The sequence below is a fragment of the Mucilaginibacter sp. 22184 genome (genome assembly GCF_052045695.1).
GTDB lineage: Bacteria > Bacteroidota > Bacteroidia > Sphingobacteriales > Sphingobacteriaceae > Mucilaginibacter.
The window spans coordinates 340,002-366,436 of record NZ_JBQEPI010000009.1 but is presented as its reverse complement, the minus strand read 5'-3'; the positions used below and the strand labels follow the sequence as shown (position 1 = coordinate 366,436).

The window sequence follows — 26,435 nt, the reverse complement described above, 5'->3', positions numbered from 1 at the left end:
AAACTAAACCTGGTAACCGGACGCATACATTTTAATCTTATCACCATAATGGACTTCTTCGATCCCGATAAAAACAAAATATATTTTGGTAGTACTGATAAACTATCCGACTGGATATCGGAGATTTCCGATCAGGGGAAGATAATCGAAAAAGTAAAATTGATGCTCAAGAACTATCTTGAATTAGATAATGTGAGTTTTCTATTCGGTTCAGGCTCATCTATTCACTTGGGCGCAGTTGCTATCCGTAATTTTCCCATTGAAGTGGAAGCATACATAACTGAAAAAGACAAGTCTGTCGCTGGCATTAAAACAGAACTCGAAAAAGCCATAAAAGGTGGAGATTCTGATGAACGTGACCACTCCATCCGGCGCAAGCTCAGTGCCCGCACCACACTTGCCGGTTACCCGTTGCGCTTTGATATCGCCTGCCCCACTGACGGCAGCAGGCCGTTGTGGTATTTGAGTTTGGGTTCAAATTTTTCAAATTAATTGTAATTACAATAATTATTATATCATAACAGTCTCGAAAACAATATACGTTGTTTTTATTCGCCGGTCTTTAGTCACGATTTAAGCTGGTATTCTTGCGGAGGTCGCCAAAAAACAACATCTTTACACCTGCAGCTAATACCATTTTTAGCCTAATGCCTTTAGGGATTAATTATGTCATTCAATGAAGATTCAAGAGTCAAAATACCCGCCCTACTGCATCTATGCAGATTAGGTTACGAATACATTCCCAGAAGACAACAGCAAAGGAACGAAGAGACAAATATTTTCCCTAATATTTTTAAACAAAGTATTGCGACGATTAACAATATTCCAGAGCAGGAAGCTGCTACTGTTTTGGAGGAAATCAGCCTTAAACTAAAATACGATGACCTCGGGCGCGATTTCTACAAACACCTGGTAAATACGTCAGGGCTGCGGCTGATTGATCTTCAAGATTTCAACAAGAACAGCTTTCATATTACCACGGAACTGACATACAAGAATGGGGATGAAGAATTCCGCCCGGATATTACGCTGTTGATTAATGGCATGCCCCTGGTCTTTATTGAGGTAAAAAAGCCGAACAATCGCGAAGGCGTATTGGCAGAGCGTACCCGGATCAATAAAAGGTTTGCCTTAAAGGATTTCAACGCCTTTACTAATATCACGCAGTTAATGATCTTCTCCAATAATATGGAGTATGAAGATGGGGTAACCGAGCCGATAATGGGTGCTTATTATGGAACTCCTTCTAAAAACGGGGTTCAATTCAATTATTTCCGGGAAGAGGAAATCTTGAACCTCACCCATCTGCTGAAACATGAGAATTCGGATCTGGAAAATCTGGTATTGAAGGATAACAATATTGTTGCCATCAAGCATACAGAGGAATTCAAGACCAACAAACATTTCGATACGCCCACTAACCGGGTATTAACCTCGCTGCTGAACAAAGAACGGCTGAAGTTCTTGCTGAAGTTTGGCATTGCTTATATAGAGGAAGAAAAAGATGGGCAGATCAAGATACAAAAGCATATCATGCGCTACCCGCAGTTCTTTGCCACCAAAGCCATTGAGCAAAAATTGAATGAAGGAATCAGGAAAGGCATCATCTGGCATACACAAGGCAGCGGAAAAACTGCACTGGCATTTTTTAATGTAAAATTCCTTACGCACTATTTCCAGCAGCAAAGCACAATTCCCAAATTTTACTTCATTGTAGACCGTTTAGATTTAGCGATACAGGCGAGGAATGAATTCCGTTCCCGTGGGTTGATCGTAAAGATGGTAAGCTCCCGCAGCGAATTTATCCGCGACATGAAAACGGTGAGTGCAATTCAAAACAACGCGGGTGAGCTGGAAATTTCAGTAGTTAATATCCAGAAATTCTCTGAAGACAGCAAAGTGCAGGAAGAGCTGGATTATGATATTAACATCCAAAGGATTTATTTTATTGACGAAGCGCACAGGAGCTATAACCCTAAAGGCAGCTACCTGGTCAACTTGCTAAAGTCTGACGATTTGGCTATTAAAATTGCCTTGACTGGCACGCCTTTATTACGGGAAGTAACCAAGGAATATGATTCCAAGGCATTATTTGGCAATTACATCCACAAGTATTACTATAACATGTCTATAGCAGATGGCTATACCCTGCGTTTGATTCGCGAAGCCATCAGCACCACTTATAAAATGCAGATGAAAGATGTGATGCAACAGATACAAGTGTTGCAGGGCGAAATTTCCAAAAGTGAAATCTTTGCACATCCCAAATTTGCAGAACCCATGCTTAATTATATTCTAAAGGATCTGAAAGCCTTCCGGAAAACGAACAGAGATGACAGCCTGGGAGGAATGGTAGTTTGCGATAGTTCAGAACAAGCCAAAGAACTTTTTGAGCAATTTGAAAAAATATACGGCATTCAAAAACCGGTATATGCCCATGCAATTGAGCCTGATGTTCCCTACGGGAATGATTCGCCGCTAAAAGCCAGCTTGATATTGCATGATGTCAACAGTAAAGGCATACGTGAGGAGGACATAAAGGCATTTAAAGCGGGAGAACTCGACCTCCTGTTTGTCTACAACATGCTACTGACCGGCTTTGATGCCAAGCGATTGAAAAAACTCTACCTGGCAAGGGTGGTTAAAAATCATAACCTATTACAAACACTTACCCGTGTAAATCGGCCGTATAAAAATTACCGCTTCGGCTATGTTGTAGATTTCGCGGACATTACCAAAGAGTTTAAAACTACGAATCAGCAGTATTTTGAAGAACTGCAGGAAGAGCTGGGCGATGAAATGGGTAACTATTCTAATTTATTTAAATCTCAGGAAGAAATAACCAGCGATATCGAACACATCAAGGATAAGCTTTTCCAGTTCGACACTCACAACGCTGAAAATTTTCGTTTGCAGATAGACGGTATCCGGGATAAAAAGCAGTTGTTGGAACTCCTCAAAGTGTTGAATGATGCCAAAGAGTTGCGCAATATAATCCGCCTGCAAGGCAACGAGGCTTTGCTGGACCTGGTGGACTTCCATAAGTTAAATCAATTGCTGAACGAGGTGCAGCGCCGTCTGGATATTTTGAATCTGGTGGAAGGCATCAATAGTGATGCCGATACATCCAACCTGCTAAACACCGCCCTGGAAGATATCTTCTTCCAGTTTACCAAGGTGTCTGAAGAGGAGATGATACTGGCTGATAAACTACGGAATCAGCTACGCCGGACCCGTGAGGAATTGCAACGCAATTTTGATCCCAAAGACCCGGCATTTGTAAGCCTGAAAGAAGAGCTGGAGCGCATTTTTAAAAACAAGAATCTGGACGAAGTAAACCAGGAGGATATGCGGGAAAACATAGGGCTGTTGCTACGCATTTATGATGAGGTAAAAGAGCTGAATCGCAAAAATGCTCTATTGAAAGCCAAGTATGAGCAGGACGAAAAGTATGCCCGCGTGCATAAACGGCTGATGGCGGACTATAAAATGCCCGCTAAGGAAATACAGGTGCATGATGCGCTGATGGGTACCAAAGCCCAAGTGGATGCTATATTCCTACAAAATCTAAACCTGTTGCAGAATGATGGATATTTTAACGACGAAGTGATGAGCATCGTCATCAACCAGTTTATCGATACCAAGAAAATTAACCTGGATTACAATACAACGGAAACGATTAACCATTTGATCGTAAAAGAATATTTACAACAATACAACTACTACAGATAAAGAGATGACGGAGATAGAATTTATAAAAAAGACCAAGACCCTGATTGACGACCTGAAAAGTGTTTGCGCCAATTATGGTCTGGGCAATGATGCCAGCGAATTCAATATCATTACCCAGGTATTTTTGTATAAATACCTGAATGATAAATTTATTTACGAAGCCAAAAAGATAGATAAAGACCTTGCCAATGCAGACGATTTCCAGAAAGCCTATGAGGCCATGCCGGAAGACAAAAAGAAATTCCTGCGCGGGCGGATCGGCAATAGAGCAGCCAAACTGGAACCGGAGCAATTGATCACTTACCTGTTCAATAATTCCAACAAAGCCAATTTTGCAGAAACTTACTTTGATGGCACTCTGCTCAACATCAGTACCGAGAATGTAGCCTTGTATTCGGTAAAATCCACGTCGGGAGTAAAGGACAAGATGTTTGATCTGCTGAGTCAATTTATCCGCGACCCTTCGCAAAGAGATGCTTTTTGCAGGGCGCTGATCAATAAACTGGTGAATGTGAGCTTTGAAAAAATGTTCAGCGAGAAATACGATTTCTTCGCCACTATTTTTGAATACCTGATTAAAGACTACAACAGCGACAGTGGGGGTAAGTATGCGGAGTACTATACCCCCCATGCTGTAGCCCGAATTATGGCGGCGATCCTGGTGAATACTGGCAGTATCAACAACGCCACCGTGTATGATCCTAGTGCAGGATCGGGCACTTTGCTTATGAATATTGCCCATGCCATCGGCGAGAAAAACTGCACCATTTATTCTGAAGATATTTCTCAAAAATCGGCGAACCTGCTGCGGCTGAACCTTATTTTGAATAATCTTTCGCATTCTATACCCAATATCATCAAAGGCAATACGATCCTGCAGCCTTCCTATATTAAGGAGAAGTTTAAGTATATCGTATCCAACCCACCCTTTAAGCTGGACTTTTCGGATTACCGTGAGGACTTGACTAAGGATAGTTTTAAGGAGCGTTTTTTTGCCGGTATTCCCAATGTCCCTAATGCCAAGAAAGAGAGCATGGCAATCTACCTACTCTTTATCCAGCATATTATATACAGTCTGACACCTGATGGTAAAGCCGCAGTCGTGGTACCTACCGGCTTTATTACCGCGCAAAGTGGTATTGAGCGCAAGATACGGGAAGGCCTTGTGAAGCGGGGCTGGTTACGGGGCGTGGTTAGTATGCCCAGCAATATTTTTGCAAGCACAGGCACTAACGTATCTATCCTTTTCATCGATAAAAAGGCAGATGAAAACAAAGTTGTACTGGTGGATGCTTCAAAACTGGGTGAAACGGTGAAGGAAGGCAAAAATCAGCGTACGGTACTCACACCCCAGGAAGAAAGCCTCATTATTGATGCAATGAATAAAAAGCTGGCGACACCAGATTTTTCTGTAGTAGTAAGCAAAGAGCAGATCATTGAGAAGAATTACAGTTTTTCTGCCGGTCAGTATTTTGAAGTAAAGATTGACTATACAGATATCACTTCCGATGAGTTTTCAGTAAGAATGCAGGGCTTTGAAGACCGACTCAGCGGCTTATTTAAAGCAGGCGAAAAGCTGGATAAGGAAATTATGAAACAGTTAAAGGGGGTAAGGTTTGAATAAGGTGAAATCATATAAATTTAGCGATCTGTATGCAATGAGTTCAGGAATCTCAACCAAACCTGAACAAGCTGGACATGGAGCGCCTTTCCTTTCTTTTAAAACAGTATTCAATAGTCATTTTTTGCCAGATGCACTGACTGATTTGATGGCTACTACCAAGGACGAACAAGCGATTTATTCAATTCAGGAAGGGGATATATTTCTTACCAGGACAAGTGAAACATTGAATGAACTGGGAATGAGTTCCGTTGCTGTCAAGGATTATCCTAAAGCTACCTTCAGCGGCTTTTTAAAAAGGGTGCGACCAAAGCAAACAGACATAACCTATCATAAGTTTATGGCATTCTATTTAAGGAGTGATTTGTTTAGAAAAACAATGACCAATAATGCCATAATGACGTTGAGAGCGAGTCTCAATGAGCAGATATTTTCATATTTAGATTTGTTACTGCCGCCCTTTGAAGAACAAAAGAAAATAGGAGACCTGTTGTTTAGTATACATGAAAAAATAGAACTCAATAACCGTATCATTGCAGAGTTGGAACAGATGGCAAAGACTCTGTATGATTACTGGTTTGTACAGTTTGATTTTCCAGATGCTAATGAGAAGCCTTATAAATCTTCTGGTGGGAAGATGTTGTATAATGAGATATTGAAAAGGGAAATTCCCGAAGGATGGGAGGTGAAAGGTTTTTCTTTCTTTGATATTTATCAGTCTCAGACGATTTCCGAAAAAGAAATGATTAATGATGGGGAGTATTTTGTTTTTGGGGCAAACGGAATTGTTGGAAAATATGATAAATACAATCACGAAGAAAGTGAAATAGTAGTTACATGTCGCGGAAATAGTTGCGGGAATATTTTGCGAACAATTCCAAAATCTTGGATTACGGGCAATGCAATGGTTATTAAATCGACATCTACGGAAATGCATTCAGAATTTATTTTTCAAATGCTGCACTGGGCGGGACTATCAAAAATTATAACTGGCTCTGGTCAACCTCAAATTACAAGGACTAATATTGAAACACTAAAATTTATTTTACCGTCCAGCTCTGTTTTGATTCACTTTAGCGATAAGATAAAATCAGTAGTAGATAGAAAATATATAATCTTTCAACAGAACCAACAACTCGCTGCTTTACGCGACTGGCTGCTGCCGATGCTGATGAATGGCCAGGTTACGGTGAACGATAGTGGTGCATCTTACGAAGCGGATGCATTGATAGCGGCAACACCACAAAAAGCTCACATCACAGCAGAACCGCTCAATATACCTGCTAATAAAAAAGCATTTGCCAAACAGGTTTTGGCGGGGAAGATTGTTGCTATATTCATAGCAGATCCTAACTTTACTGAAATCAAGTTCCAAAAGGTTCAATTCCTGGCAGAACACCTTATCGAAGCTGACTTGAACCTAAATTACTATTACCAGGCTGCGGGTCCGTATGATAATAGGTTCATGCATACTATCTACGACGACTTCCGCAAGCAAAAATGGTTTGATTGTAAAGACAAGCAATTCATTCCAATGGAAAACCAGGGAAAAATTGAAGAGTATTACCTGGGATATTTTGCGCCTGCACAAAGTAGGTTAAGTACATTATTTGAGATTTTAAACCAATTAACAGAAGCAGAAACTGAAATAATCGCTACACTTTATGCTGTATGGAACAATAGGATAATCGAGGCTCGCCAGACTACAGATGAAGAGTTGATTGCAGATTTTTATAAGTGGAGTGATCGTAAACAACGGTACAGCATAGCGCAAATTGAAAGTGGCCTCCAATTCTTAAAAATGAATCAAATCCAACCTCGGGGATTTGGGCAACTTTTAAAACGGGCAAAAAGCAAGAAATAACCAATCTGGTCCATACTCATAAGTTAACTTATGATTTTAATTGCAAAATCGATTATTGGAGAATCGTTCTTTTTAACAATATCGTATCAATCATGTTCAGCTCTTAATTTTAATAAGCGTAAAATGAATTTAGAAGAATCTATTCATCTTCAATCACCGATGGAAAAGGGTCCAACAGAAAGCGTTGATAGATTGTGCCGGTTCTGCTTTTAACTTTTAGAACTTTCCCACCATTACGAAGTTCATCAATATTGGTAACTTCAGGGAAAGGGATTTCGGTATGCGCACCTGGCACTGGCAAGCGTTGGTTGTGAAGCAACATGGTGAGATCACTGTTCATTGTTAATTCCATTGGTGCTTCACTATCTTTGAGCTTCTCTAAATTTGCTATTGTCTCTGTCGATAATTCTCCAAAGGTAAGCTCCATCGATTCACCTTTTTCAAACCTGCCGCCGTTGATGACGTGAAGTATCCAGTTCAGATCATCTACCGAGTCCTGATCAATCGGATAAAAATCGGTAAATCGTACCCCAAACGCTTTCTCAACGTTTTTAAGACCTATGAAATAATTAAGGTGGGTCTCTGCATCTTTTATGCGTTGTTCGTCATAAGTCGGGCATTGCTTAACAAATTTATTATCCTTGCCAAGGTAGATGGTAGCTACTTTTTGAGAAAAGAAATGTTTAAGAAACCCATGCACTTCCAATTCCTCATTAACGTTTCTGTAGATAGCGTCATGTTCCATTGACCAGTTGGCATCGGGATCACCTTGATTTGAAAAATCTATGGTTAACTGAAAACTTAGGGTGTGCAATTTAGTGCGAATATTTATCGATTTTTTACCTGTATAGATTTGCGCAGTTAAGTTCCTCATTTCAAAACCATCTGCCGAAAATACGAGGTCAAAAGGTATGATTTTTGGGGTTTTTATAAGAGATACTTTTCCTAACTCGCCTTCACCGAAAAGTTTAAGACCCTCGACATCCATTCGGAACGTAGCAAGTTCCGTCTCACCAAATACAAGTTCAGCTGTTTGGCCTTGCTCGAAAAAAGCTTGAAAACGTTTGTCAAAATCACTGTCTGAAGCGTGTTTAAATTTCATGTTGCCGTGCATTGGCTCACCATCTTTGCCTTCAATGGATTGCACTTGGTAGCTTTCACCTGCATCCTTTAACGATATAGCAAGGCGTTGACGACTGGTAAATTTTCGGAAGGTTTCGGGGCTGAGCCATTTATTGCGCATATCCTCAAATATGTGTTCTTTAATATCTGCTAATAACGCGTTCAAAAACGTTTCCCCGGTATGACTGATATAATGAATGCCTTTTGAATTTAAAAACTGAATCTTCTCATCGCTCGCGGCGGGACTAACGAAATAGGCTGGTTTCCGGTTGTCTCCCAGGTAATCGTAAACATGTTGAAAGATTGACCACACATTAGGGTCTTCATAACCGTATCCCAGGAAAAGAATGGTTTTAGTTGCGATTGCCTTTATAATGGTTGCCCAAAATGGCGATGAATAATCCTGCCTGTAAAAGCGTGAATAATCCTCTCTTGTGAGTATAATTGATGATTCATCTGAAAGGTCACCATGAATTTTAAGGATGTTCACCCGTTTATCATCCCAACTGCTTACTTCGGTTTCTTTAAATATGAGTAAAGCGTCATCCTTGTAAGCATCTTCAAAAAGACGGTCATAGTTAGTGGTGATGATTGTTCTGAAGTGTGGGATTGAAACGAGGAGATCATGATCTGCTGTTGACTGGGCTGGTGCCCAATAAATATCTTTTAATGCCTGGTTAATTATATCGCGCGAACCATGTTTGATCCGTATAATTTCCTCAGCTAAATAATCAAGCGGCGCACTTACTGAAACTTTAGATCGTTCATCAGGTCCAAGCTTATCAACCAAAAGTTTGCCAAGCTCTCCACCTAATGGGTAGCCCGCATATCGAGAAAAGCCAGCTCCGGCAAAAATGACCACATCCTCTTTACGTATTGCTTCAAACAAGTTTTTCTGCTCCATAAACAAATATAGCAGTACAGCGCAATTATATACGAAGCATATGGTGCACAACATTTCCGACGCTTGCACCTATCCCAAATGATGGAGCAACTTACCATAGAATCATAACAACGCTTTATAAGTAGGTTAATCTGAAATTCTCACTTATGAGTAATGCCTTAAAATAACATCAATTGATTTAAAGTAGCGGGTACTGGAAGCTGTTTTAAACCTGTTTAAATTGATTTTGGAGGGTACTGGGAGGGTACTGACAAAAAAAAGCACCTACGTCGTTTCGTAAGTGCTTGATTATCAGGTGGAGAATATCGGAGTCGAACCGATGACCTCTTGCATGCCATGCAAGCGCTCTAGCCAGCTGAGCTAATCCCCCGGATTGGGCTGCAAATATATCACATTATGCAGTAAAACAAAATCTCTTGTTAATAATTTTTTATTATTCCCTATCAGTAGCAATAACATTGTTATCTACAGAACTTTAAAAAGAAGTAAAACTGAGATGGATGGTAACAGGAAACCTAAGCTCTTAAAATAAGTAAAGCCCCTGATGGGCAGGGGCCTTTACTAACCAATTATAAACCTAAATTATGAGAAGACTTTTTTATCGTTTTTTTTATTATGGTGTAAAAGTAACACTAAGTTTTCAAATTCACCAATTTTATTTTGTAATTTTTTTGTAACATTTATCAAATACTTGTCTGTTTTGTATTTGATTATCAAAAATACTAATAAAACTTTAATAATGTGATAAATTTTAAATTTTTTTATCTCGCTTTGTATTATTAGTAAGTTTTGTGTCTATTTATTTATAGTACAAGCCTGTTTTTTTTAAAATTTTTATTTAGGGCTATATTTTATGTTAAAAAAATGTTAAAAAAACGTATTAAAATAAGATATGCCTTGATTTTTATATGGTTTTTTGATAAAAATTCTAACAAATTGATGAAATTCTCTTTTTAATAGGTCTGTTTCTCAAAAAAATAATTGCAAATCAATTCTTTTTATCAAAATATTAAACTCCATAAATTCTATCTTATTGTTTGTTGTGAAAGAAAAATTACTTTAAACAAGCATCATTTTAAAAATGCTTTGTCACTTTTGCAGGTGATTTTATATTTTATTGATCATGACCGCTACCGATACCGCTAAAGAACACCCGCATTTAACATCATTTACTTTATGGATCATGACCATTGCTACCGGCTTGGTGGTAGCCAACATCTATTATAACCAACCTTTGCTCGCCGATATCGCACACACTTTTGGTATCACCGATAAAAAGGCCCAGCAATTATCCCTGTTTACGCAAATTGGTTATGCCAGCGGACTATTGTTTATTGTACCGCTGGCAGATATGGTAAAACGCAAACAGTTAATATTATTGGATTTTATCCTGGTAATTTTTGCTTTATTGGTCAGCGCGCTTGCCCCATCTATATTGGTGCTAACCATTGCCGGCTTTTTATTGGGTTTATCCTCTATTATACCACAATTATTAATTCCCATGGCTGCCCATTTGGCTAAACCGCATGAACGGGGTAAAAAACTGGGCTTTGTGATGAGTGGATTGTTGATAGGTATATTGCTTTCCCGTACACTGAGCGGTTTTATTGGGCAGCATTTTGGCTGGCGAAGTATGTATTATATAGCTACAGGCCTAATGGCGGCTATGTGGCTGATGATATTTTTCTTTTTACCCGAGGTGGAGCCTGATTATAAAGGCAACTATAAAAAATTGATGACCTCGCTTATTCATTTAATAAAAACACAGCCCAAACTCCGCATGGCGTCTTTCAGGGGGGCTTTGTGCTTTGCTGGTTTCAGCGCCTTTTGGACTACCCTTGTGTTTTTATTAAAACAGCCCCAGTTTAACGAGGGCAGCGCGGCAGCAGGAGCCTTTGGACTGGTGGGGGCCTTTGGTGCGCTGGCAGCAGGTTTAATGGGCCGCCTGAGCGACAAAATGAATCCTTATAAGTTATCCGGCTATACTTTATTGCTGGTGCTCATCTCTTATATTATCTTTTATTTCTCCAGCAGTAGCATTGCCGGACTTATTATAGGCGTAATTGTTTTGGATATGGGGGTACAGGCCACGCACATCTCTAACCAATCTATCATTTTTGCTTTGATACCCGAGGCCCGCAACCGTTTGAATACGGTATACATGGTGTCTTATTTCGTGGGCGGTGCATCCGGAACATTCCTGGCCAGTTTGCTTTGGAATAATTACGGGTGGGCGGGGGTATGTGCCATTGGCGGTGGGTTAGCGGTTATCGCGTTGATCGCCCACTTTATTAATTATAAAGAAAACGTCCGGAGTTAGCATTACTGTACGCATTGTTCGGTTAACGTACGCTTTTTTGGTTATGTAAGCATGAGCGCTGTCTACAAAAACAGATTTTTCCGTCGATATAAAAGTATCTCAAATACAGTCATTTACATCAAATTGTAATTTTTTTTACAGATTTTGATGACTTTTTTCTGCTGCAATCAATTTTTTGGCACTGATTTGGAATAATAGTTATTAAATGTAACTGTTATGAAAGCTATAAAGAAAACCATTAAGGAAGAAGAGAAAGAATGGGAGAATCCGATAGAGCCGACAAAAACATCAGATGAGCGTGATAAAGAACAGATACTAAGGCAATACAAGGAAGCCAAACGCAGGAAGGATAACCTTACCGAAGACGACGACGATAAAAAGAAGAATTAAAGAAACTTAAAATACACAAAAACTAAAACTATGAAAAGTACCAAAAAACCATCAATCAGTAAATTAGTTGCCAATTTTGATAACCAGTTAAGAAAGATCATCATGAACGATCTGAAAGCTATTAAAAGCAGAACACCTTTATTGCCAACTGCCGCTTAATCATTACAAACTAAACACTTACCTACAACACCAACACAAGCTATGAAAAATTATAAAACACCATCTGCAAGTAAATTGATAACCCGCTTTGATAACCAGTTGTTAGATATTTTATTAGAAGATCTTAGAAATTTCAGAGCGAAGAACAGATTTAAACAAAGCAATCAACAGACAGCCACACGACAAACATTGTCAGCTGCCTGATCAACATATATACATCATACCTATGAAAAGATAAAGCCCTGTGTAAGCAGGGCTTTATTTGTTTTGAGCGTATTTAACGATCAGGCCGGCTGTTTTTTCTGAGGCGCCTGGCTGGCCCATGCGCTGGTCCAGTTCGTTATAATCGGCCAGTACTTTTTGGCGGTATGCTTTATTATTGATCAGCAGGTTAACCTCCTCGCTGATCCTGGCAGCTGTACAATCTTCCTGTATCAGCTCTTTAATAATGCCACGGCCAACAATCAAATTTGCCAGCGATAAGAATTCTACCTTGATTACCATGCGGCCAACGGCTATGGTTAGCGGATTGGCCTTATAAACTACCACCTGTGGTACATGAAACAAGGCCGTTTCTAATGTGGCTGTGCCCGAGGCTACCACTGCGGCCTCGGCATGGCTCAATAAATTGTACGTAGTATTAAACAGCACCGGGATATTTTTACCTCCTAAAAACTGATCGTAATAATCCTGTTTAAAGGATGGCGCACCGGCTATTACTAACTGGTGATCCGGAAAACGATTGGCAATGCCTATCATTTCGGGCAGCAGGTTGCTGATCTCCTGCTTACGGCTGCCGGGTAGCAACGCGATGATCTTTTTGCCGTTGAGCTGATGCTGCTGCAAAAAGTCGGGATCGGGTTTAAAAGCGGCGATAGCATCCAGCAGCGGATTGCCCACATAATCAACCTCCATGCCCCAGCTTTTGTAAAAATCAACCTCAAAAGGCAGTATGCAGAAAAGATGGTTCACTAGCTTTTTGATCTTTAACACCCTTTTCTGGTTCCAGGCCCAAACCTTGGGCGATATGTAGTAATTTACCTTTAACCCGATGGTTTGTGCATAAGCGGCAATTTTAAGGTTAAAGCCGGGTATATCAATAAGGATAAGCACATCGGGCTGCCAGTCATGAATATCCTGCTTGCACTCTTTGATGTTTTTGAGAATGGCCGGCAAATTTACGATCACTTCTACCAGGCCCATATAGGCCATTTCGCGGTAGTGTTTTACCAGGGTGCCGCCTTCGGCGAGCATCAGGTCGCCGCCAAAAAATCGGAACTCCGCATCGGGGTCGAGCGTTTTTAGGGCCTTCATTAAATTGGCCCCATGCATATCGCCCGAGGCTTCGCCGGCTACCAGGTAATATCTCATCGTATAGGCTGCAGTTTAAATACAAATATGGCCAGCATAAATATAAAAGTAACGGCTGCTATACCGATCACGGTTTTATCCAACTTTTTTCTGGCATACCATCTGATAATCAACAAATTTAAAGCAATAGCTATCAGATACGGCGTACCTGGTTTATTGAACAATAAAAAATTGCCTTTTAACAGGTACAGAAAAATGAACAGACTTATGGCCGGTAATATGGCGCCATAAATGGTGCCTGCCGTTACGGTATTGTGCTTAAACATTGAATTTCCAATTATTTAGATAAGGAATAGCATGGTGCGCCGTCATATCAAACTGAACAGGGACTACCGATACATAGTTGTGCTCCAGTGCCCAAACGTCGGTATCTTCGCCACCATCATTTAGTTGAAAAACACCGGTTAGCCAATAGTATGGTCGTTTATGCGGATCAACCCTTTCGTCAAATTCCTCGGCCCATTTGGCAGCCGCCTGGCGGCATACTTTAATTCCTTTTAGGTGAGGGGTATTCGGAAAATTTACATTGAGCAGGGTAGCCTGCGGCAGGCCATTGGCCAGAACCTGTAAGGCTAATTCCTTAATATATTTTACGCAGTGACTAAAATCGGCCTGTAGGGTATAGTCATCTAAAGAAAAACCTATGGAAGGGATGCCTTCTATTGCGCCTTCCACAGCGGCCGACATGGTGCCGGAGTACAATACATTGATGGAGTTATTTAAACCATGGTTGATGCCGGATACACACAGATCGGGCTTTTGACCTTTAAATATTTTATTTACGGCCAGCTTTACACAATCAACTGGGGTGCCCGAACAGCGGTACATTTCAATACCTTCGTACAGATCCACCTTATCCAAACGCAGTGGCTTACCTATAGTAATGGCGTGACCCATGCCCGATTGCGGACTATCAGGTGCTACTACCACTACCCGGCCTATCTCGCCCATGGCTTCCATCAGCACTTTTATACCAGGGGCAGTTATGCCATCGTCGTTTACAACAAGTATGGTTGGTTTCGCTTTATTCATGCTGCGAAATTACTGATATTTGAGGGAAAACCTCTCCTAAATCCTCTCCAAAGGAGAGGACTTTAAACGTTAACCGTAATAAACTTTGTCATCCTGAACGCAGTGAAGAATCTGCTTACCGCTATACTTATTCAATAATAGATCCTTCGTTCCTCAGGATGACAAATGAATTTTTCCCCTGTCGTCTGTGCCCTCACAGACAACAATGCAAATCGTTTGTGAGGACACAGACGATGGTTAAAGCTTTAAAACGTTAACCCAAATAAACTTGTCATTCTGAACACAGTGAAGAATCTACTAACCGCTATGCTTATGCAAGAATAGATCCTTCGTTCCTCAGGATGACAAATGAATTTAGCTGTTAGCCGTTTTACTCCTCCGTCAGGATAGTAAACACAAAGTCAAGCGGTTCAAAATGGCGTACGAGTTCATCAACAAATGATTGTCCCCATTTTACATACATTAAACCAAAATTTTCGGTACGTTCCTGCAGGCTGTCTTTAGGGAAAAGCTCGGCTTTTACTACGGATAGCTGCTCCAGTCGAACATCATAATTGCGCTTTTCGGCACGGATGAGTTTCTTTTCCAGGTTATCAACGGCGTGTTTCAGGCGGGCCTGCACGGCAGCTGCTGAGGGCGATAGTGTTGGGTCGATCTTATAAGAGCGCAGTTTGATCTTTTCAAAAACGGCGGTCAGTTCGCGCCATTCACCTTCCAGCGAAAGATTATGATCGCTGTGTTTTTTGATCCATTCGGTTTGCAGGGCATCTGTTTGTTTAAACAGCGCCGCCACATCCAGATCCATGCGCTCAATTTTGGCAGCCTGCTCTTTACGAACCACCAGGGCCGAGTTACGCAAGATGAGAATAGGAAAGTCAACCTTATAAAAATCAAAATTTGATTTCAGTTCCAGCCAGTACACCACTTCGGCGCCACCACCGATGTAGGCGATGTTGGGTAAAATACACTCCTGGTAAAGCGGACGCATCACCACATTGGGACTAAAGCGTTCGGGTGCTGTCGCGATCTCCTCCTTGAGCTCGGCCTCGGTAAAGCGAATATCGGTATTCATTACCTGGTAGCTATCCTGTTCAAAAACAATACGTTCGCGCAGTTGGTCCTTCAGGTAAAAAAAGTTGATCTCGCGTGGATTAACCTGTATATGTACCCCCAGTTTCTGCAATTGCTCGTTGGTGGTGCTTATATTTTTAAAGCTGTTTTGGTGGATGATATCCTGCTCCATGATGGGAGCGAACTGCTGTTTAAACTCATGATCGTCGGCATCAATGATCACCAGGCCGTACTGGCCAAACAGCGCATTGACCAGATAGCGGGTGGCATCGGCCAGTTTATCAAATTTGGTGTAGGCGGTTTCTACAATTTCGGCCAGTTCTTTGGAGTGACCTTCCATGCCCAAAACACCTTTATATTGGTTGAGGGCCTGCCGCATAGTATCGGGGTTGATGCGTCCGGTAGCGCCGGAAGCCTCGTACCACCAGTGTACCTTTTTGCCGCCAATGTTGGTATAATTGATCTCGGCAAAGTCATGATCTTCGCTGGCCATCCAGTAAACGGGTACAAAGTTTTTATCGGGATGGGCTACTTTTAATTGCTGGGCCAGTTTTATAGCGGTAGCAATTTTGTACAAAAAATATAAGGGACCGGCAAAAATATTAAGCTGATGACCTGTGGTTATGGTATAGGTATTATCCTCTTTCAGCAGATCGAGGTTGTGTTTTACGATGGATGGATAAGGCTCGTTATGGTTATACTGCTTTGATAGCACACGATGCAGGATCTCCCGGTTGGCAACAACTTTTTTGTTTTTCAACAGCTCGGCAAAACCGGTCATATCCGGGCGGTAGCTGTAAAAAGGTTTCAGGTCTGCCCGGTTTTCGAGGTAATCAATAACCGTTGGCGAAAAAAAGCCGGTGTTTTTATAACTTGTACAGGAAGCTTCCATCTGTAAGCAATTGTTGAATTAGTGATTTAGCGAATTAGTGATTTAACTAACTCTCCGTATACGTCAAAAAACGTATGGAAGCCAAATGTAAAATCATTAGTGGTAACGCACCACAAATTAACATTATTTTACAATTTGTCCATAAAGATCAAAGTCTTCGGCGCTGTTAACTTTCACATTTACAAAGCTTCCAACGGTGGCATAATCAATGCTGGCATCAATCAATACTTCGTTATCCACCTCTGGCGAATCAAATTCGGTACGGCCCACAAAGTAATCACCATCTTTTTTATCGATCAGTACTTTGAAGGTTTGACCCACTTTTTCCTGGTTCTTATCAAACGAAATACCCTGTTGAATTTCCATAATGGCATCGGCACGGTCCTGTTTAACTTCTGCAGGTACGTCATCCACTAAAGAGAAAGCATGTGTTTTTTCTTCGTGCGAGTAAGTAAAGCAGCCCAGGCGGTCGAACTTGGTTTCCTCTACCCATTCCATCATTTCTTCAAAATCGCGCTCGGTTTCGCCGGGATAGCCGGTGATAAGCGTGGTACGCATAGCTATGCCCGGTACCCTGTCGCGGATCTCGTTTACTACGTCGATAGTTTTTTGTTTGGTAAGCCCACGGCGCATAGATTTCAGCATATTATCGCTGATGTGCTGCAAAGGCATATCCATGTATTTGCAAATATTGTCGCGCTCGTTCATCACATCCAAAATTTCCATCGGGAAACCAGAAGGGTAGGCGTACTGCAGCCTGATCCATTCTACACCGTTTACATCACTCAGGCGGCGCAGCAACTCATCAAGGTTACGTTTGCCGTACAAATCCAGACCGTAATAGGTGAGGTCCTGGGCAATCAGTATCAGTTCCTTGGTGCCGTTTTTAACCAGGGCCTGCGCATCTTTAACCAATTGGTCGATAGGCGTGCTCAGGTGCTTGCCGCGCATCAAGGGGATAGCGCAGAACGAGCAGGGACGGTTACAGCCTTCGGCAATTTTAAAATAAGCGAAGTGTGATGGTGTGGTGAGCAAACGCTCACCAATGAGTTCGTGTTTATAATCGGCTCCTACGGAGGTTAATAAATTCTGCAGGTCGTTGGTGCCGAAATAGGCATCCACGTTGGTGATCTCGGCTTCCAGCTCGGGTTTGTAGCGCTCGCTGAGGCAGCCGGTTACAATTACTTTGCCTACTTTGCCTTGTTCTTTCAGTTCGCTGTATTGCAAAATGGTATCGATAGATTCCTGCTTGGCATTATCAATAAAGCCGCAGGTATTGATCACCACGATATCGTTTTTACCAACTTTATCCGCCTCATGCACCACATCAAACTGATTGCCCTTAAGCTGACCCATCAATATCTCCGAGTCGTATATATTTTTGGAGCAGCCCAAAGTAACTACGTTTACACGTTGTTTAACAGCTTTAGCTATCGGCTTTGAAATTTCTTTTGTTTTCATAACACACTAATCATTGCAATAACCATAATGTCATTGCGAGGAACGAAGCAATCGCGAACTATGTATAAGAATGCAAGGGAGGAGATTGCTTCGTCGTTCCTCCTCGCAATGACATATTTTATATTATTGTTTGAATAGGCTGTCCACGAAGGCCTGCCTGTCAAACAACTGCAAATGTTCTACGCCTTCACCTACACCTATATACTTTACGGGAATCTTAAATTGATCCGATATGCCGATCACCACACCGCCTTTGGCTGTACCATCCAATTTGGTTAAGGCCAGGGCGTTTACATTGGTGGCTTCGGTAAATTGCTTGCATTGCTCAATGGCATTTTGCCCGGTTGAGGCATCCAGCACCAGCAGTATCTCATGCGGAGCGCCGGGAATTACCTTTTGCATTACGTTTTTGATCTTGGTGAGCTCGTTCATCAGGCCAACTTTATTGTGCAAACGGCCTGCGGTATCTATAATGGCTACATCATCGCCTGCCGCCACTGCCGAACGCAGGGTATCGTAAGCTACAGAAGCCGGATCGGAACCCATGGCTTGTGCCACTACTTTTACACCAACACGCTCGCCCCAAAGTTTGATCTGATCCACCGCAGCGGCACGGAAGGTATCCGCAGCGCCTAAAACCACCTGGTTACCTGCTTGCTTTAGCTTGTGGGCCAGCTTGCCGATGGTGGTAGTTTTACCAACACCGTTAACACCAACCACCATAATAACGTATGGTTTGTGGTTACCATATTCAAAATTCCGGAAATCGTTGCTGTTGTTTTCGGCAAGGAGTTGTTGTATCTCGTCTTTCAGCAGGTTGTTCAGCTCGCCGGCGCCTACATATTTATCGCGGGCCACGCGGGCTTGTATACGCTCGATGATTTTGAGGGTGGTGCTTACACCTACGTCTGATGTTACCAGAACCTCTTCCAGCTCATCCAAAACGTCGTCGTCAACGGTTGATTTACCGGCAATTACCTTGGTGATCTTTGAAAAAAAGTTATCCTTGGTTTTTTCTAAACTGGTATCAAGCGCCTGCTGTTCCTGCTGCGTATTTTCCTTTTTCTTAAAAAAATCAAATAATCCCATAGTGATCAGAATTTTCAGAATTCTAGAATTCTCAGAATTAAAATATATTACTCAGGATAAAAGAATCAACTTACTTGACATTCTGTCAATTCATTAATTCTGTAAATCCTGATTCAGACTAGCCTCAACAAAAAAAGCCCTCTCGTAAAAACAAGACGGCTTCGTATATTTTGATCGGCAGTGATTACAGTGTTTTACCTGCAATTGCATCCTTAACAAAATCGTTAGGGACAATTTGTGTTTTGAATGAATAAGCACCAGTTTTTGGTGATTTATTCATGGTGATCACTTTTGAATATTCTTTGCCTTTACCTGCTACTTTCAGTGTTGCAACTACTTTCTTTGCCATGTTGTTTAATTATTGAGTTAGTGAATTATTGAATTAGTGATTTCAGCTTAAAGCTTAATCAATCATCAATTGAATCAACTAATTATTTAATCTCTTTGTGAACGGTTACTTTACGTAAAACCGGGTTGAATTTTTTCAATTCTAACCTTTCAGTTGTATTTTTTTTGTTTTTGGTGGTAATATAGCGAGACATGCCTGGCATACCGCTTGTTTTGTGTTCAGTACACTCTAAAATTACCTGAACCCTGTTGCCTTTTTTTGCCATTTTCTTTTTATGTTGTACGTGTAGCCTCACGGCTTACGCAATTTTTCAAATTATTCTGCACGCTTTCCATTTCACGTATAACGCAAAACCTCAAACGTACAACCTACTAAATGTATCCTTTTTTAACAAATTTATTGATACAGGCAGTAATACCGTTTTTGCTGATAGTTTTAACAGCTGATGTAGATACCTTTAAGGTAATCCATTTATCTTCTTCAGGGATATAAAACTTTTTAAGTTTTAAGTTAGGATGAAACCTGCGTTTTGTTTTAACGTTTGAGTTAGAAACGTTATTACCTACAATAGATCCTTTTCCTGTTAGATCACAAATTCTTGACATGACAAATATTTTTAATTATCAACCCTTTATTCAAAAAGAGTTTGCAAATATCAGACTTTTAAATCAAATATTCAAGCACGTTTTTAAAATATTTCAAATTCTTTTAAAAAGAGGGCATTGGCTTTGATCTCAACCCGTTACCGGCCATGAAATTACTTCTTAAATTTTTTTAATAAGTAGTGATTTTAATTTATACTTAACACATAAATTACTAATTTACGCCCTCCATTAAACCATTATGAAGATTACATCATTTGACGAATACAAGCAGGTTTACCAGCAGAGTGTTGAACAGCCTGAGCAGTTTTGGGCCGGCATTGCCGATAATTTTTACTGGCACAAAAAGTGGGATAAGGTGCTTGACTGGAACTTTAAAGAACCAAACGTAAAATGGTTCCAGGGTGCCAAACTCAATATTACTGAAAACTGTTTGGACCGTCACCTGGAAACCCAGGGCGATAAACCCGCTATTATATGGGAGCCCAATGATCCGCAGGAAGATCACCGCGTATTAACCTACCGTCAGTTGCATGATAAGGTTTGCCAGTTTGCCAACGTGCTCAAAAACAACGGCGCTAAAAAAGGCGACCGTATCTGTATCTACATGCCCATGGTACCCGAGCTGGCCATCGCTGTTTTGGCCTGTGCCCGTATTGGTGCTATTCACTCTGTAGTATTTGGTGGCTTTTCGGCCCAGTCTATTGCCGACAGGATCAATGATGCCGAATGTAATATCGTGATCACTGCCGACGGCGGTTTTCGTGGTAATAAGGATATCCCTTTAAAAAATGTAATTGATGATGCCCTGGTTCAATGCAAATCCGTTAAAAAAGTAATTGTATTAACCCGCAGCCGCACACCGGTATCCATGATCAAGGGCCGCGATGTATGGTGGGAGGATGAAGTAAAAAAGGTAGAAACCCAGGGCAATCCACAATGCCCGGTTGAAATAATGGATGCCGAGGATATGCTGTTCATCCTGTATACTTCGGGCTCAACCGGTAAACCCAAAGGTGTAGTGCATACCTGCGGCGGATACATGGTGTATGCCGGTTATACTTTTGCCAACGTGTTCCAGTATAATAAAGGAGAGGTGTATTTTTGTACTGCCGATATAGGCTGGATCACCGGGCACTCTTATATAGCCTACGGGCCGCTATCACAAGGTGCTACTACCCTGATGTTTGAAGGAGTGCCTACCTACCCGGATGCAGGCCGTTTCTGGGAAATAGTTGATAAATACAAAGTAAACATATTATATACCGCGCCAACCGCCATCCGCTCCTTAATGAGCTTTGGCGAAGAGCCTTTGAAGGGTAAAGATCTGAGCTCATTGAAAAAACTGGGATCCGTAGGTGAGCCTATTAATGAAGAGGCCTGGCATTGGTTTGATGAAAAAATTGGTCATGGTAAATGCCCCATTGCCGATACCTGGTGGCAAACAGAAACCGGTGGTTTAATGATATCGCCTATTTGTAATGTAACCCCAACTAAACCGGGTTATGCTACCTTGCCGCTGCCTGGCATTCAGCCCATATTGGTTGATGAAAATGGTAAAGAGGTGGAAGGTAACGGCGTAAGCGGTAACCTGTGTATAAAATTCCCGTGGCCCGGTATGCTGCGCACTACTTATGGCGATCATGAACGTTGCCGCACCACTTATTTCGCTACTTACGAAAATCTGTATTTTACAGGCGACGGCTGTCTGCGCGATGAGGATGGTTATTACCGTATCACCGGTCGTGTGGATGATGTGCTGAACGTATCCGGTCACCGTATTGGTACTGCCGAAGTGGAAAACGCCATCAACATGCACAGCAGTGTAGTGGAGTCGGCTGTGGTTGGCTATCCGCATGATATCAAAGGACAGGGTATTTACGCTTTTGTAGTATGCCCTAAGCATCATGCCGATGATGACCTCACCCGTAAAGATATCATGATGACCGTATCGCGTATCATTGGCGCTATTGCCAAACCCGATAAGATCCAGTTTGTAACCGGGTTGCCTAAAACACGCTCGGGCAAGATCATGCGCCGCATATTGCGCAAGATTGCCGAAGGCGATACCTCTAATTTAGGCGATACTTCTACACTGCTTGATCCGGCGGTGGTTGATGAGATTAAGGCAGGAGCTTTGTAGCATTTTGAGAAGCAAGAAATAAGAATCAGGAATCAAGACAAAACAAATGCAAATGTAATACTGCCGCGGGCTTTCAGCCCGTGGTGATCATGGCTCAGCTTCCTGCTGATGTAGGCTGGAAGCTTACTACATACCCCCACGAGATACGCTACACTAATCTCGCGGGAGCGAAAGATAAAAAAACAGATTTGTCATGCTGAACGAAGTGAAGCATCTATTATTAAACTTTTCAATTTGTAGAATAGATCCTTCGCTCCTCAGGATGACAAAAATAAAATGCAAACCCCTCTATGCGCGAAGCGGAGAGAGGGGTGACGAGCGCAGCGATGTCGGGGTGAGTCGATGTGGTCAAGGAACAAGGACTCTTTTGAAAATCAGAAATTAAAGACAGATGCAAGGAATCAGGAGCAATAGATCGGTAAAAATAAAGCGCTGGGCTTTTCTCCTGGTTCCTTGCATCCTTATTTTTTTATCATTTTCTAACCTGGCATTTACGGCAAAGCCATCCGGCAAGTACCGGCTTGATTTTTTTACCAAAAGCAACCAGTTTTACCTTTGCGATTCGGCTTATAAAAGTAATACGGGTTCCAATACCTTCTGGACACCCGAAGCTTATCACGACAGATTAGGCGTTGACTATGACATCCTCGGCATCAGTATCGAAAGCTATGGACATGTAAAAGCCGACCTGGAAATATTGGACAGTGCCGATCCTGAAAACGATTTTAGCCGGTATGATCATGTGGTTGAGGCTGGCATCACCGTACAATCGGGCCTGTTGCAGGTGCTCAACTTTCCGGATTATAAATCATATCTCAAGCTCATCGTCACTCCCGGAAAATACCGGGTACGGGTTTATTCTTCAGGATTAAACAACGTAGATCCCGAAGCCGACGAAGGCCAGGATCATTATAAAATTACGATGTGGCCCGATAGCCGCATGGCACGCAAAGTATTAAAGCAGTTTGTGAAAAAATAACTACAGCAAACAGCTCCAGTAAACCCAGGCTATAAACAAAAGCTGTAAGGGTATCCGGAACCATAAGTACTCAGGGCCAGGGCCATCAAACGCGGCTTTTTCCATGTTGAGGTGCTTTATGGCTGCATGTATATTGGCCGGGGTAAGCACCACAAAAAACAGGATAAGGCACCATGCGGTAAGCGTACGGGCAGCAGGAATAAGCAAACCTACGGCGGCTGCTATTTCTATCACCCCGGTAATATATACTATCTGTTTTTTGTAGGGGATAAATGCAGGCAGCATCATGGCCATGCCCTGGGTAAACTTAAAATGCCCAAGAGCGGTAAACGTCGTCATCACGGCCATAGCTATCTGGGCTGATAGTTTTATATTAAAGCCACCGGTTAATTTGGTAACGATGAGGCCTATGCCAAATGTGGCCAGTAGTACGATCAATACTTTCATATGTGTGTTCTCCTGATGCAAAGTTGAGGATATACCCAACAGCAAACAATGAACCTAAGTTAAGTAATGCGGCGGCGTATCCGGCTCAATCCCTGTGGGGTAACGCCTATATATGATGCAATATATTTAAGGGGGATCTGCCTGATGAGATGCGGCTGCTCGGTAAACAAGTTCAGGTAACGCTGTTCGGCGCTGTCATTTAATAAGGATAATTCTCGTTTGGATTTGTTGAGGAAAATGGCTTCGCTGGCATGGCGGCCGATAGTCTGGCCAACTGCTGTTTCTTTATAGATAGTCTGCAAATCATCATAAGTTAGCCGCCATAAAGTGGTATCGGTTAATGCCTGAATCTGGTAGTGCGATGGCTGCCGGGTTAAAAAGGAATCGTATGCGCTGATAAAGTTGTTGGCAAAAACAAAGGTAAAAGTAAGGTCATTCTCTTGTTTGGGGATGTAGTAGCGAACGATGCCTGTTTCCATAAATGAAAGGTAATTCTCAGCTTGCCCCGTTTTTAAAAGCACCGCCTTGTTCGGAAACTCCTGCCTGGTCAGCTTCGACGAAAACAGCTGCCAGTCACCATCGCTCAGGGGAACAATCCGCTCAAAGTATTCCCGTATTTTTTCCATGGGATGAAGATAGGGACTTGGGATTATATTTTGCCATTGTACTGGTGTTATGCTGGGATTTAAAGTTCTTGCTTATTGAAATAAAAAACTGCGGCAATCGCTCGGCAGGAGCCGACAGGTGTTGGGAAGACATAAATTTATACCGAACGTTGTCATTTCGATGAGCAGAAGCTGAGGCCTGGGCGGGAGGGCGAAGAGAAATCTTGTACGATTTGCTTATCTCAGCGTATAAGATTTTTCGCTGCGCTCAAGAGATAGTTTCTCCTCGTACCTCGTCGAAATGACAACTTTTTCTTCTTCCCAACACCTTTGGGCTGGAGCCGAGCGACTGCATGGGGGGTAATGGGAGGGAGGGGTTTCTACGCGCGATGATTATCCTGTTCCATGAACCCCTTCCCGAGGGAAGGAATCGCACAAAGGCCTTGGCTCTTTTGATGGCTGTCATGCTGAGCTCTGTCGAAGCATAGTGGGCAGACCTTTGCGCGCGCGTCTTCGACAGGCTCAGACCGACAAGTCACCCTGAGGCTTACATCATCCAGCCACAGGTTCCATCATATTTTTCATATTGCGCGCCACCTCTATATCAGGGCTGCGGTATTTATACTCAGGAATTGAGGCCAGCAACGAGTCGTGCACCTGTTCTCCCAAGCCGTAAAACTGTTGGAAACTCATGATCAGCGGGCGCCACTTGTCGGGATCAACGCGGTTAGGATCGCCATTCATAATGATGGATTCTTCCAGGTAAACCTGTACTATTTTTAATTCCATGGTTACAATGCGGCCGCGTTGCAGGTCGTTGTCTTCGCCAATGGGATGTATTTGGGCTACATGGGCTTCCATTTGCACCGGACATTCTATGGCGCGTGGGGCGGCTACTTTTTGCGAGGGTACCGGGGTTAGTCCGGCAACGCCAAATTTATCGGGCTCATAATAATAACCGCGGCCTTGTTTGGCCTCAGGCACGGGATTCATGCCGGTTTTCAGGGCCAGGTTATTTACGGCCTGCACTTCATTAACCGATGGCAGGTTTAAAACACACTGGCCGGTGCGTTGAAGGTTCTGTACTGTTTTGGAGGTAGTGGCCATACCGATGATACAACGCCAGCCCAACCAGAAAACCGATGATATAGGCGCTAAATTATAGGATCCATCCTCGTTCAGTGTACTGATGAGTACTACCGGGGTGCCGAAGTACAGGATGGCGGGTTCGCTTATTTTATGCATGATGATACGTTTTGATAATTGTTGAATACGCTTATTTGCTTATTCAAAATTGTCAAATCATACAGCCCAATGAAACCCGGAACTTGCGGTGTTTGGTCAGCCTGGCGTCATGCTGATGATACGTTAAAACAGGGGTGTCATGCTGAGCCCCGTCGAAGCATGGTGGGTAGGCCTCTACGCGCGAGTCTTCGACAAGCTCAGACTGATGTTTTTAATTCCCTCCCCACGGGAGGGGCGCGTAGGGGAGGTGTAATGGGAGGGAGGGGTTTCTACGCGCGATGATTATCCTGTTCCATAAACCCCTTCCTCCCCCTTCCAGAGGGAAGGAATCGCACAAGGCTTTGGCTTTTTGATCGGCTGTCATGCGGAGCCCCGTCGAAGCATGGTTGACTGGCCTCTATGCGCTAGTCTTCGACAAGCTCAGACTGACAGGCTAAAAATCATCCGTGTGCCTGCTTACTATCCTGCGGAGCTTCCTTCCTATCGAACATGCCGTAATCACGTACCACATGAGCTATCCGTAAATGGTAATCTTTAAATACATAGTCGCGGCCTTTGGCCTGGGCATCCCGGTGCATTTCCACATTGCGCCATTGCTTTACGGCTTCCTCGTCGCGCCAAAAGGAGAGGGACAATATTTTACCCGGATCGGTGAGGCTCTGGAACCGCTCTATCGAAATAAAACCATCAATAGTTACCAGCTTGGGTTTCAGATCGGCGGCTATATCCAGATATTCCTGTTTTTTGCCCTCTGCAGGCATCACTTCAAAAATTACGGCTACCATTTTATTTGCTTTTGATGATGTAATAAATGTAAAGGTAGGGTAGTTTGAGGAGGGATATTTCGGGCTGGGATGAAGTGTGGGGGGAATAAAAAGACACGTCAATTGCGAGCGCAGCGTGGCAATCCCCGATATGCAGATCCGCTCTGTAAGTAGGGGATTGCCACATCGTTCCTCATCGCAATGACGTGTGAAGAGAAAGGGAGGCCTCCTTTTCGTATAGGGTACGGACGAGGCGAGTCTTCGCCGTAGGAG

At 42.5% G+C, this 26,435-nt stretch carries 23 protein-coding genes and 1 tRNA gene; 9 read left to right on the top strand and 15 right to left on the bottom strand.

What is annotated here, in order from left to right:
• Positions 1-48 precede the first annotated feature (48 nt).
• From ACTJKG_RS21400 to ACTJKG_RS21385, 4 genes are all read left to right on the top strand, one after another.
• Complete coding sequence (locus ACTJKG_RS21400) at positions 49-492, top strand: hypothetical protein (RefSeq protein WP_440740369.1); 444 nt, start codon at positions 49-51, stop codon at positions 490-492.
• Between the two features lie 174 nt (positions 493-666).
• The gene (locus ACTJKG_RS21395; protein WP_440740368.1) at positions 667-3,732 is read left to right on the top strand and encodes a type I restriction endonuclease; all 3,066 of its coding nucleotides are present in this window, start codon (positions 667-669) and stop codon (positions 3,730-3,732) included.
• Between the two features lie 4 nt (positions 3,733-3,736).
• Positions 3,737-5,356 carry an HsdM family class I SAM-dependent methyltransferase gene (locus ACTJKG_RS21390; protein ID WP_440740367.1) on the top strand — a complete coding sequence of 540 codons (1,620 nt, stop codon included), beginning with the start codon at positions 3,737-3,739 and terminating at the stop codon, positions 5,354-5,356.
• A 1-nt stretch (position 5,357) separates the two neighbouring features.
• Entirely contained in the window at positions 5,358-7,217 is a 1,860-nt protein-coding gene (locus ACTJKG_RS21385) for a restriction endonuclease subunit S (protein WP_440740381.1), read from the top strand.
• Positions 7,218-7,356: 139 nt separating this feature from the next.
• On the opposite strand, the gene ACTJKG_RS21380 is transcribed toward ACTJKG_RS21385, so the two are convergent.
• A complete protein-coding gene (locus ACTJKG_RS21380; protein ID WP_440740366.1) occupies positions 7,357-9,243 on the bottom strand; it encodes an SIR2 family protein in 1,887 nt (628 codons plus the stop codon).
• A gap of 296 nt (positions 9,244-9,539) precedes the next feature.
• Positions 9,540-9,613 (bottom strand) — tRNA-Ala (locus tag ACTJKG_RS21375).
• A 753-nt stretch (positions 9,614-10,366) separates the two neighbouring features.
• On the opposite strand from ACTJKG_RS21375, the gene ACTJKG_RS21370 reads away from it, so the two are divergent.
• The 3 genes from ACTJKG_RS21370 (at position 10,367) to ACTJKG_RS21360 (ending at position 12,112) form a co-directional block, all read left to right on the top strand.
• Positions 10,367-11,563 carry an MFS transporter gene (locus ACTJKG_RS21370; protein ID WP_216650571.1) on the top strand — a complete coding sequence of 399 codons (1,197 nt, stop codon included), beginning with the start codon at positions 10,367-10,369 and terminating at the stop codon, positions 11,561-11,563.
• Positions 11,564-11,779: 216 nt separating this feature from the next.
• Complete coding sequence (locus ACTJKG_RS21365) at positions 11,780-11,953, top strand: hypothetical protein (protein WP_172335692.1); 174 nt, start codon at positions 11,780-11,782, stop codon at positions 11,951-11,953.
• A 30-nt stretch (positions 11,954-11,983) separates the two neighbouring features.
• On the top strand, positions 11,984-12,112 hold the full coding sequence (locus ACTJKG_RS21360; protein ID WP_256367798.1) for a hypothetical protein: 129 nt from the start codon (positions 11,984-11,986) through the stop codon (positions 12,110-12,112).
• Between the two features lie 258 nt (positions 12,113-12,370).
• Here the strand turns inward: ACTJKG_RS21360 and lpxB are convergent, their stop codons facing one another.
• From lpxB to rpmB, 9 genes are all read right to left on the bottom strand, one after another.
• Positions 12,371-13,483 (bottom strand): lipid-A-disaccharide synthase, encoded by a 1,113-nt coding sequence (gene lpxB, locus ACTJKG_RS21355; RefSeq protein ID WP_440740365.1) that lies wholly within the window; start codon positions 13,481-13,483, stop codon positions 12,371-12,373.
• Entirely contained in the window at positions 13,480-13,749 is a 270-nt protein-coding gene (locus ACTJKG_RS21350) for a hypothetical protein (RefSeq protein ID WP_172335689.1), read from the bottom strand. The genes lpxB and ACTJKG_RS21350 overlap by 4 nt, the downstream gene beginning before the upstream one ends.
• Positions 13,742-14,515: a 5'/3'-nucleotidase SurE gene (gene surE, locus ACTJKG_RS21345; RefSeq protein ID WP_172335688.1), complete on the bottom strand. Its 774-nt coding sequence runs from the start codon at positions 14,513-14,515 to the stop codon at positions 13,742-13,744. The genes ACTJKG_RS21350 and surE overlap by 8 nt, the downstream gene beginning before the upstream one ends.
• A 370-nt stretch (positions 14,516-14,885) precedes the next feature.
• Positions 14,886-16,478 carry a bacillithiol biosynthesis cysteine-adding enzyme BshC gene (gene bshC, locus ACTJKG_RS21340; protein WP_172335687.1) on the bottom strand — a complete coding sequence of 531 codons (1,593 nt, stop codon included), beginning with the start codon at positions 16,476-16,478 and terminating at the stop codon, positions 14,886-14,888.
• A gap of 123 nt (positions 16,479-16,601) precedes the next feature.
• Complete coding sequence (rimO, locus tag ACTJKG_RS21335; RefSeq protein WP_172335686.1) at positions 16,602-17,939, bottom strand: 30S ribosomal protein S12 methylthiotransferase RimO; 1,338 nt, start codon at positions 17,937-17,939, stop codon at positions 16,602-16,604.
• Positions 17,940-18,062: 123 nt separating this feature from the next.
• Complete coding sequence (gene ftsY, locus ACTJKG_RS21330) at positions 18,063-19,028, bottom strand: signal recognition particle-docking protein FtsY (protein WP_172335685.1); 966 nt, start codon at positions 19,026-19,028, stop codon at positions 18,063-18,065.
• A 184-nt stretch (positions 19,029-19,212) separates the two neighbouring features.
• A complete protein-coding gene (locus ACTJKG_RS21325; protein WP_076376000.1) occupies positions 19,213-19,377 on the bottom strand; it encodes a DUF4295 domain-containing protein in 165 nt (54 codons plus the stop codon).
• Positions 19,378-19,459: 82 nt separating this feature from the next.
• Positions 19,460-19,642, bottom strand: a complete 183-nt coding sequence (rpmG, locus tag ACTJKG_RS21320; protein WP_022830075.1) for a 50S ribosomal protein L33 — start codon at positions 19,640-19,642, stop codon at positions 19,460-19,462.
• A 106-nt stretch (positions 19,643-19,748) separates the two neighbouring features.
• Positions 19,749-19,982 carry a 50S ribosomal protein L28 gene (rpmB, locus tag ACTJKG_RS21315; protein WP_022830076.1) on the bottom strand — a complete coding sequence of 78 codons (234 nt, stop codon included), beginning with the start codon at positions 19,980-19,982 and terminating at the stop codon, positions 19,749-19,751.
• A gap of 238 nt (positions 19,983-20,220) precedes the next feature.
• On the opposite strand from rpmB, the gene acs reads away from it, so the two are divergent.
• Both acs and ACTJKG_RS21305 read left to right on the top strand, forming a co-directional pair.
• The gene (gene acs, locus ACTJKG_RS21310; protein WP_172335684.1) at positions 20,221-22,122 is read left to right on the top strand and encodes an acetate--CoA ligase; all 1,902 of its coding nucleotides are present in this window, start codon (positions 20,221-20,223) and stop codon (positions 22,120-22,122) included.
• Positions 22,123-22,513: 391 nt separating this feature from the next.
• Positions 22,514-23,101 (top strand): hypothetical protein, encoded by a 588-nt coding sequence (locus ACTJKG_RS21305; protein WP_172335683.1) that lies wholly within the window; start codon positions 22,514-22,516, stop codon positions 23,099-23,101.
• Here the strand turns inward: ACTJKG_RS21305 and ACTJKG_RS21300 are convergent, their stop codons facing one another.
• The 4 genes from ACTJKG_RS21300 to ACTJKG_RS21285 all read right to left on the bottom strand — a co-directional run bounded on the left by ACTJKG_RS21300 (position 23,102) and on the right by ACTJKG_RS21285 (position 26,183).
• A complete protein-coding gene (locus tag ACTJKG_RS21300; protein ID WP_172335682.1) occupies positions 23,102-23,548 on the bottom strand; it encodes a DoxX family protein in 447 nt (148 codons plus the stop codon).
• Between the two features lie 59 nt (positions 23,549-23,607).
• Positions 23,608-24,174: a Crp/Fnr family transcriptional regulator gene (locus tag ACTJKG_RS21295; protein ID WP_172335681.1), complete on the bottom strand. Its 567-nt coding sequence runs from the start codon at positions 24,172-24,174 to the stop codon at positions 23,608-23,610.
• Between the two features lie 531 nt (positions 24,175-24,705).
• The gene (locus ACTJKG_RS21290) at positions 24,706-25,398 is read right to left on the bottom strand and encodes a flavin reductase family protein (protein WP_440740364.1); all 693 of its coding nucleotides are present in this window, start codon (positions 25,396-25,398) and stop codon (positions 24,706-24,708) included.
• Between the two features lie 440 nt (positions 25,399-25,838).
• On the bottom strand, positions 25,839-26,183 hold the full coding sequence (locus ACTJKG_RS21285) for an antibiotic biosynthesis monooxygenase family protein (RefSeq protein WP_172335679.1): 345 nt from the start codon (positions 26,181-26,183) through the stop codon (positions 25,839-25,841).
• Between the last annotated feature and the right edge of the window lie 252 nt (positions 26,184-26,435).

What these genes read in the sequence shown, in the direction of transcription:
- ftsY (WP_172335685.1), bottom strand. Translation starts at nt 19,028, where the DNA reads ATGGGATTATTTGATTTTTTTAAGAAAAAGGAAAATACGCAGCAGGAA.
- ACTJKG_RS21360 (WP_256367798.1), top strand. Translation starts at nt 11,984, where the DNA reads ATGAAAAGTACCAAAAAACCATCAATCAGTAAATTAGTTGCCAATTTT.
- bshC (WP_172335687.1), bottom strand. Translation starts at nt 16,478, where the DNA reads ATGGAAGCTTCCTGTACAAGTTATAAAAACACCGGCTTTTTTTCGCCA.
- surE (WP_172335688.1), bottom strand. Translation starts at nt 14,515, where the DNA reads ATGAATAAAGCGAAACCAACCATACTTGTTGTAAACGACGATGGCATA.
- ACTJKG_RS21395 (WP_440740368.1), top strand. Translation starts at nt 667, where the DNA reads ATGTCATTCAATGAAGATTCAAGAGTCAAAATACCCGCCCTACTGCAT.
- ACTJKG_RS21290 (WP_440740364.1), bottom strand. Translation starts at nt 25,398, where the DNA reads ATGCATAAAATAAGCGAACCCGCCATCCTGTACTTCGGCACCCCGGTA.
- ACTJKG_RS21370 (WP_216650571.1), top strand. Translation starts at nt 10,367, where the DNA reads ATGACCGCTACCGATACCGCTAAAGAACACCCGCATTTAACATCATTT.
- ACTJKG_RS21400 (WP_440740369.1), top strand. Translation starts at nt 49, where the DNA reads ATGGACTTCTTCGATCCCGATAAAAACAAAATATATTTTGGTAGTACT.
- acs (WP_172335684.1), top strand. Translation starts at nt 20,221, where the DNA reads ATGAAGATTACATCATTTGACGAATACAAGCAGGTTTACCAGCAGAGT.
- ACTJKG_RS21300 (WP_172335682.1), bottom strand. Translation starts at nt 23,548, where the DNA reads ATGAAAGTATTGATCGTACTACTGGCCACATTTGGCATAGGCCTCATC.
- ACTJKG_RS21365 (WP_172335692.1), top strand. Translation starts at nt 11,780, where the DNA reads ATGAAAGCTATAAAGAAAACCATTAAGGAAGAAGAGAAAGAATGGGAG.
- lpxB (WP_440740365.1), bottom strand. Translation starts at nt 13,483, where the DNA reads ATGAGATATTACCTGGTAGCCGGCGAAGCCTCGGGCGATATGCATGGG.
- ACTJKG_RS21295 (WP_172335681.1), bottom strand. Translation starts at nt 24,174, where the DNA reads ATGGAAAAAATACGGGAATACTTTGAGCGGATTGTTCCCCTGAGCGAT.
- ACTJKG_RS21325 (WP_076376000.1), bottom strand. Translation starts at nt 19,377, where the DNA reads ATGGCAAAGAAAGTAGTTGCAACACTGAAAGTAGCAGGTAAAGGCAAA.
- ACTJKG_RS21350 (WP_172335689.1), bottom strand. Translation starts at nt 13,749, where the DNA reads ATGTTTAAGCACAATACCGTAACGGCAGGCACCATTTATGGCGCCATA.
- ACTJKG_RS21285 (WP_172335679.1), bottom strand. Translation starts at nt 26,183, where the DNA reads ATGGTAGCCGTAATTTTTGAAGTGATGCCTGCAGAGGGCAAAAAACAG.
- rpmB (WP_022830076.1), bottom strand. Translation starts at nt 19,982, where the DNA reads ATGTCAAGAATTTGTGATCTAACAGGAAAAGGATCTATTGTAGGTAAT.
- rimO (WP_172335686.1), bottom strand. Translation starts at nt 17,939, where the DNA reads ATGAAAACAAAAGAAATTTCAAAGCCGATAGCTAAAGCTGTTAAACAA.
- ACTJKG_RS21380 (WP_440740366.1), bottom strand. Translation starts at nt 9,243, where the DNA reads ATGGAGCAGAAAAACTTGTTTGAAGCAATACGTAAAGAGGATGTGGTC.
- rpmG (WP_022830075.1), bottom strand. Translation starts at nt 19,642, where the DNA reads ATGGCAAAAAAAGGCAACAGGGTTCAGGTAATTTTAGAGTGTACTGAA.
- ACTJKG_RS21390 (WP_440740367.1), top strand. Translation starts at nt 3,737, where the DNA reads ATGACGGAGATAGAATTTATAAAAAAGACCAAGACCCTGATTGACGAC.
- ACTJKG_RS21305 (WP_172335683.1), top strand. Translation starts at nt 22,514, where the DNA reads ATGCAAGGAATCAGGAGCAATAGATCGGTAAAAATAAAGCGCTGGGCT.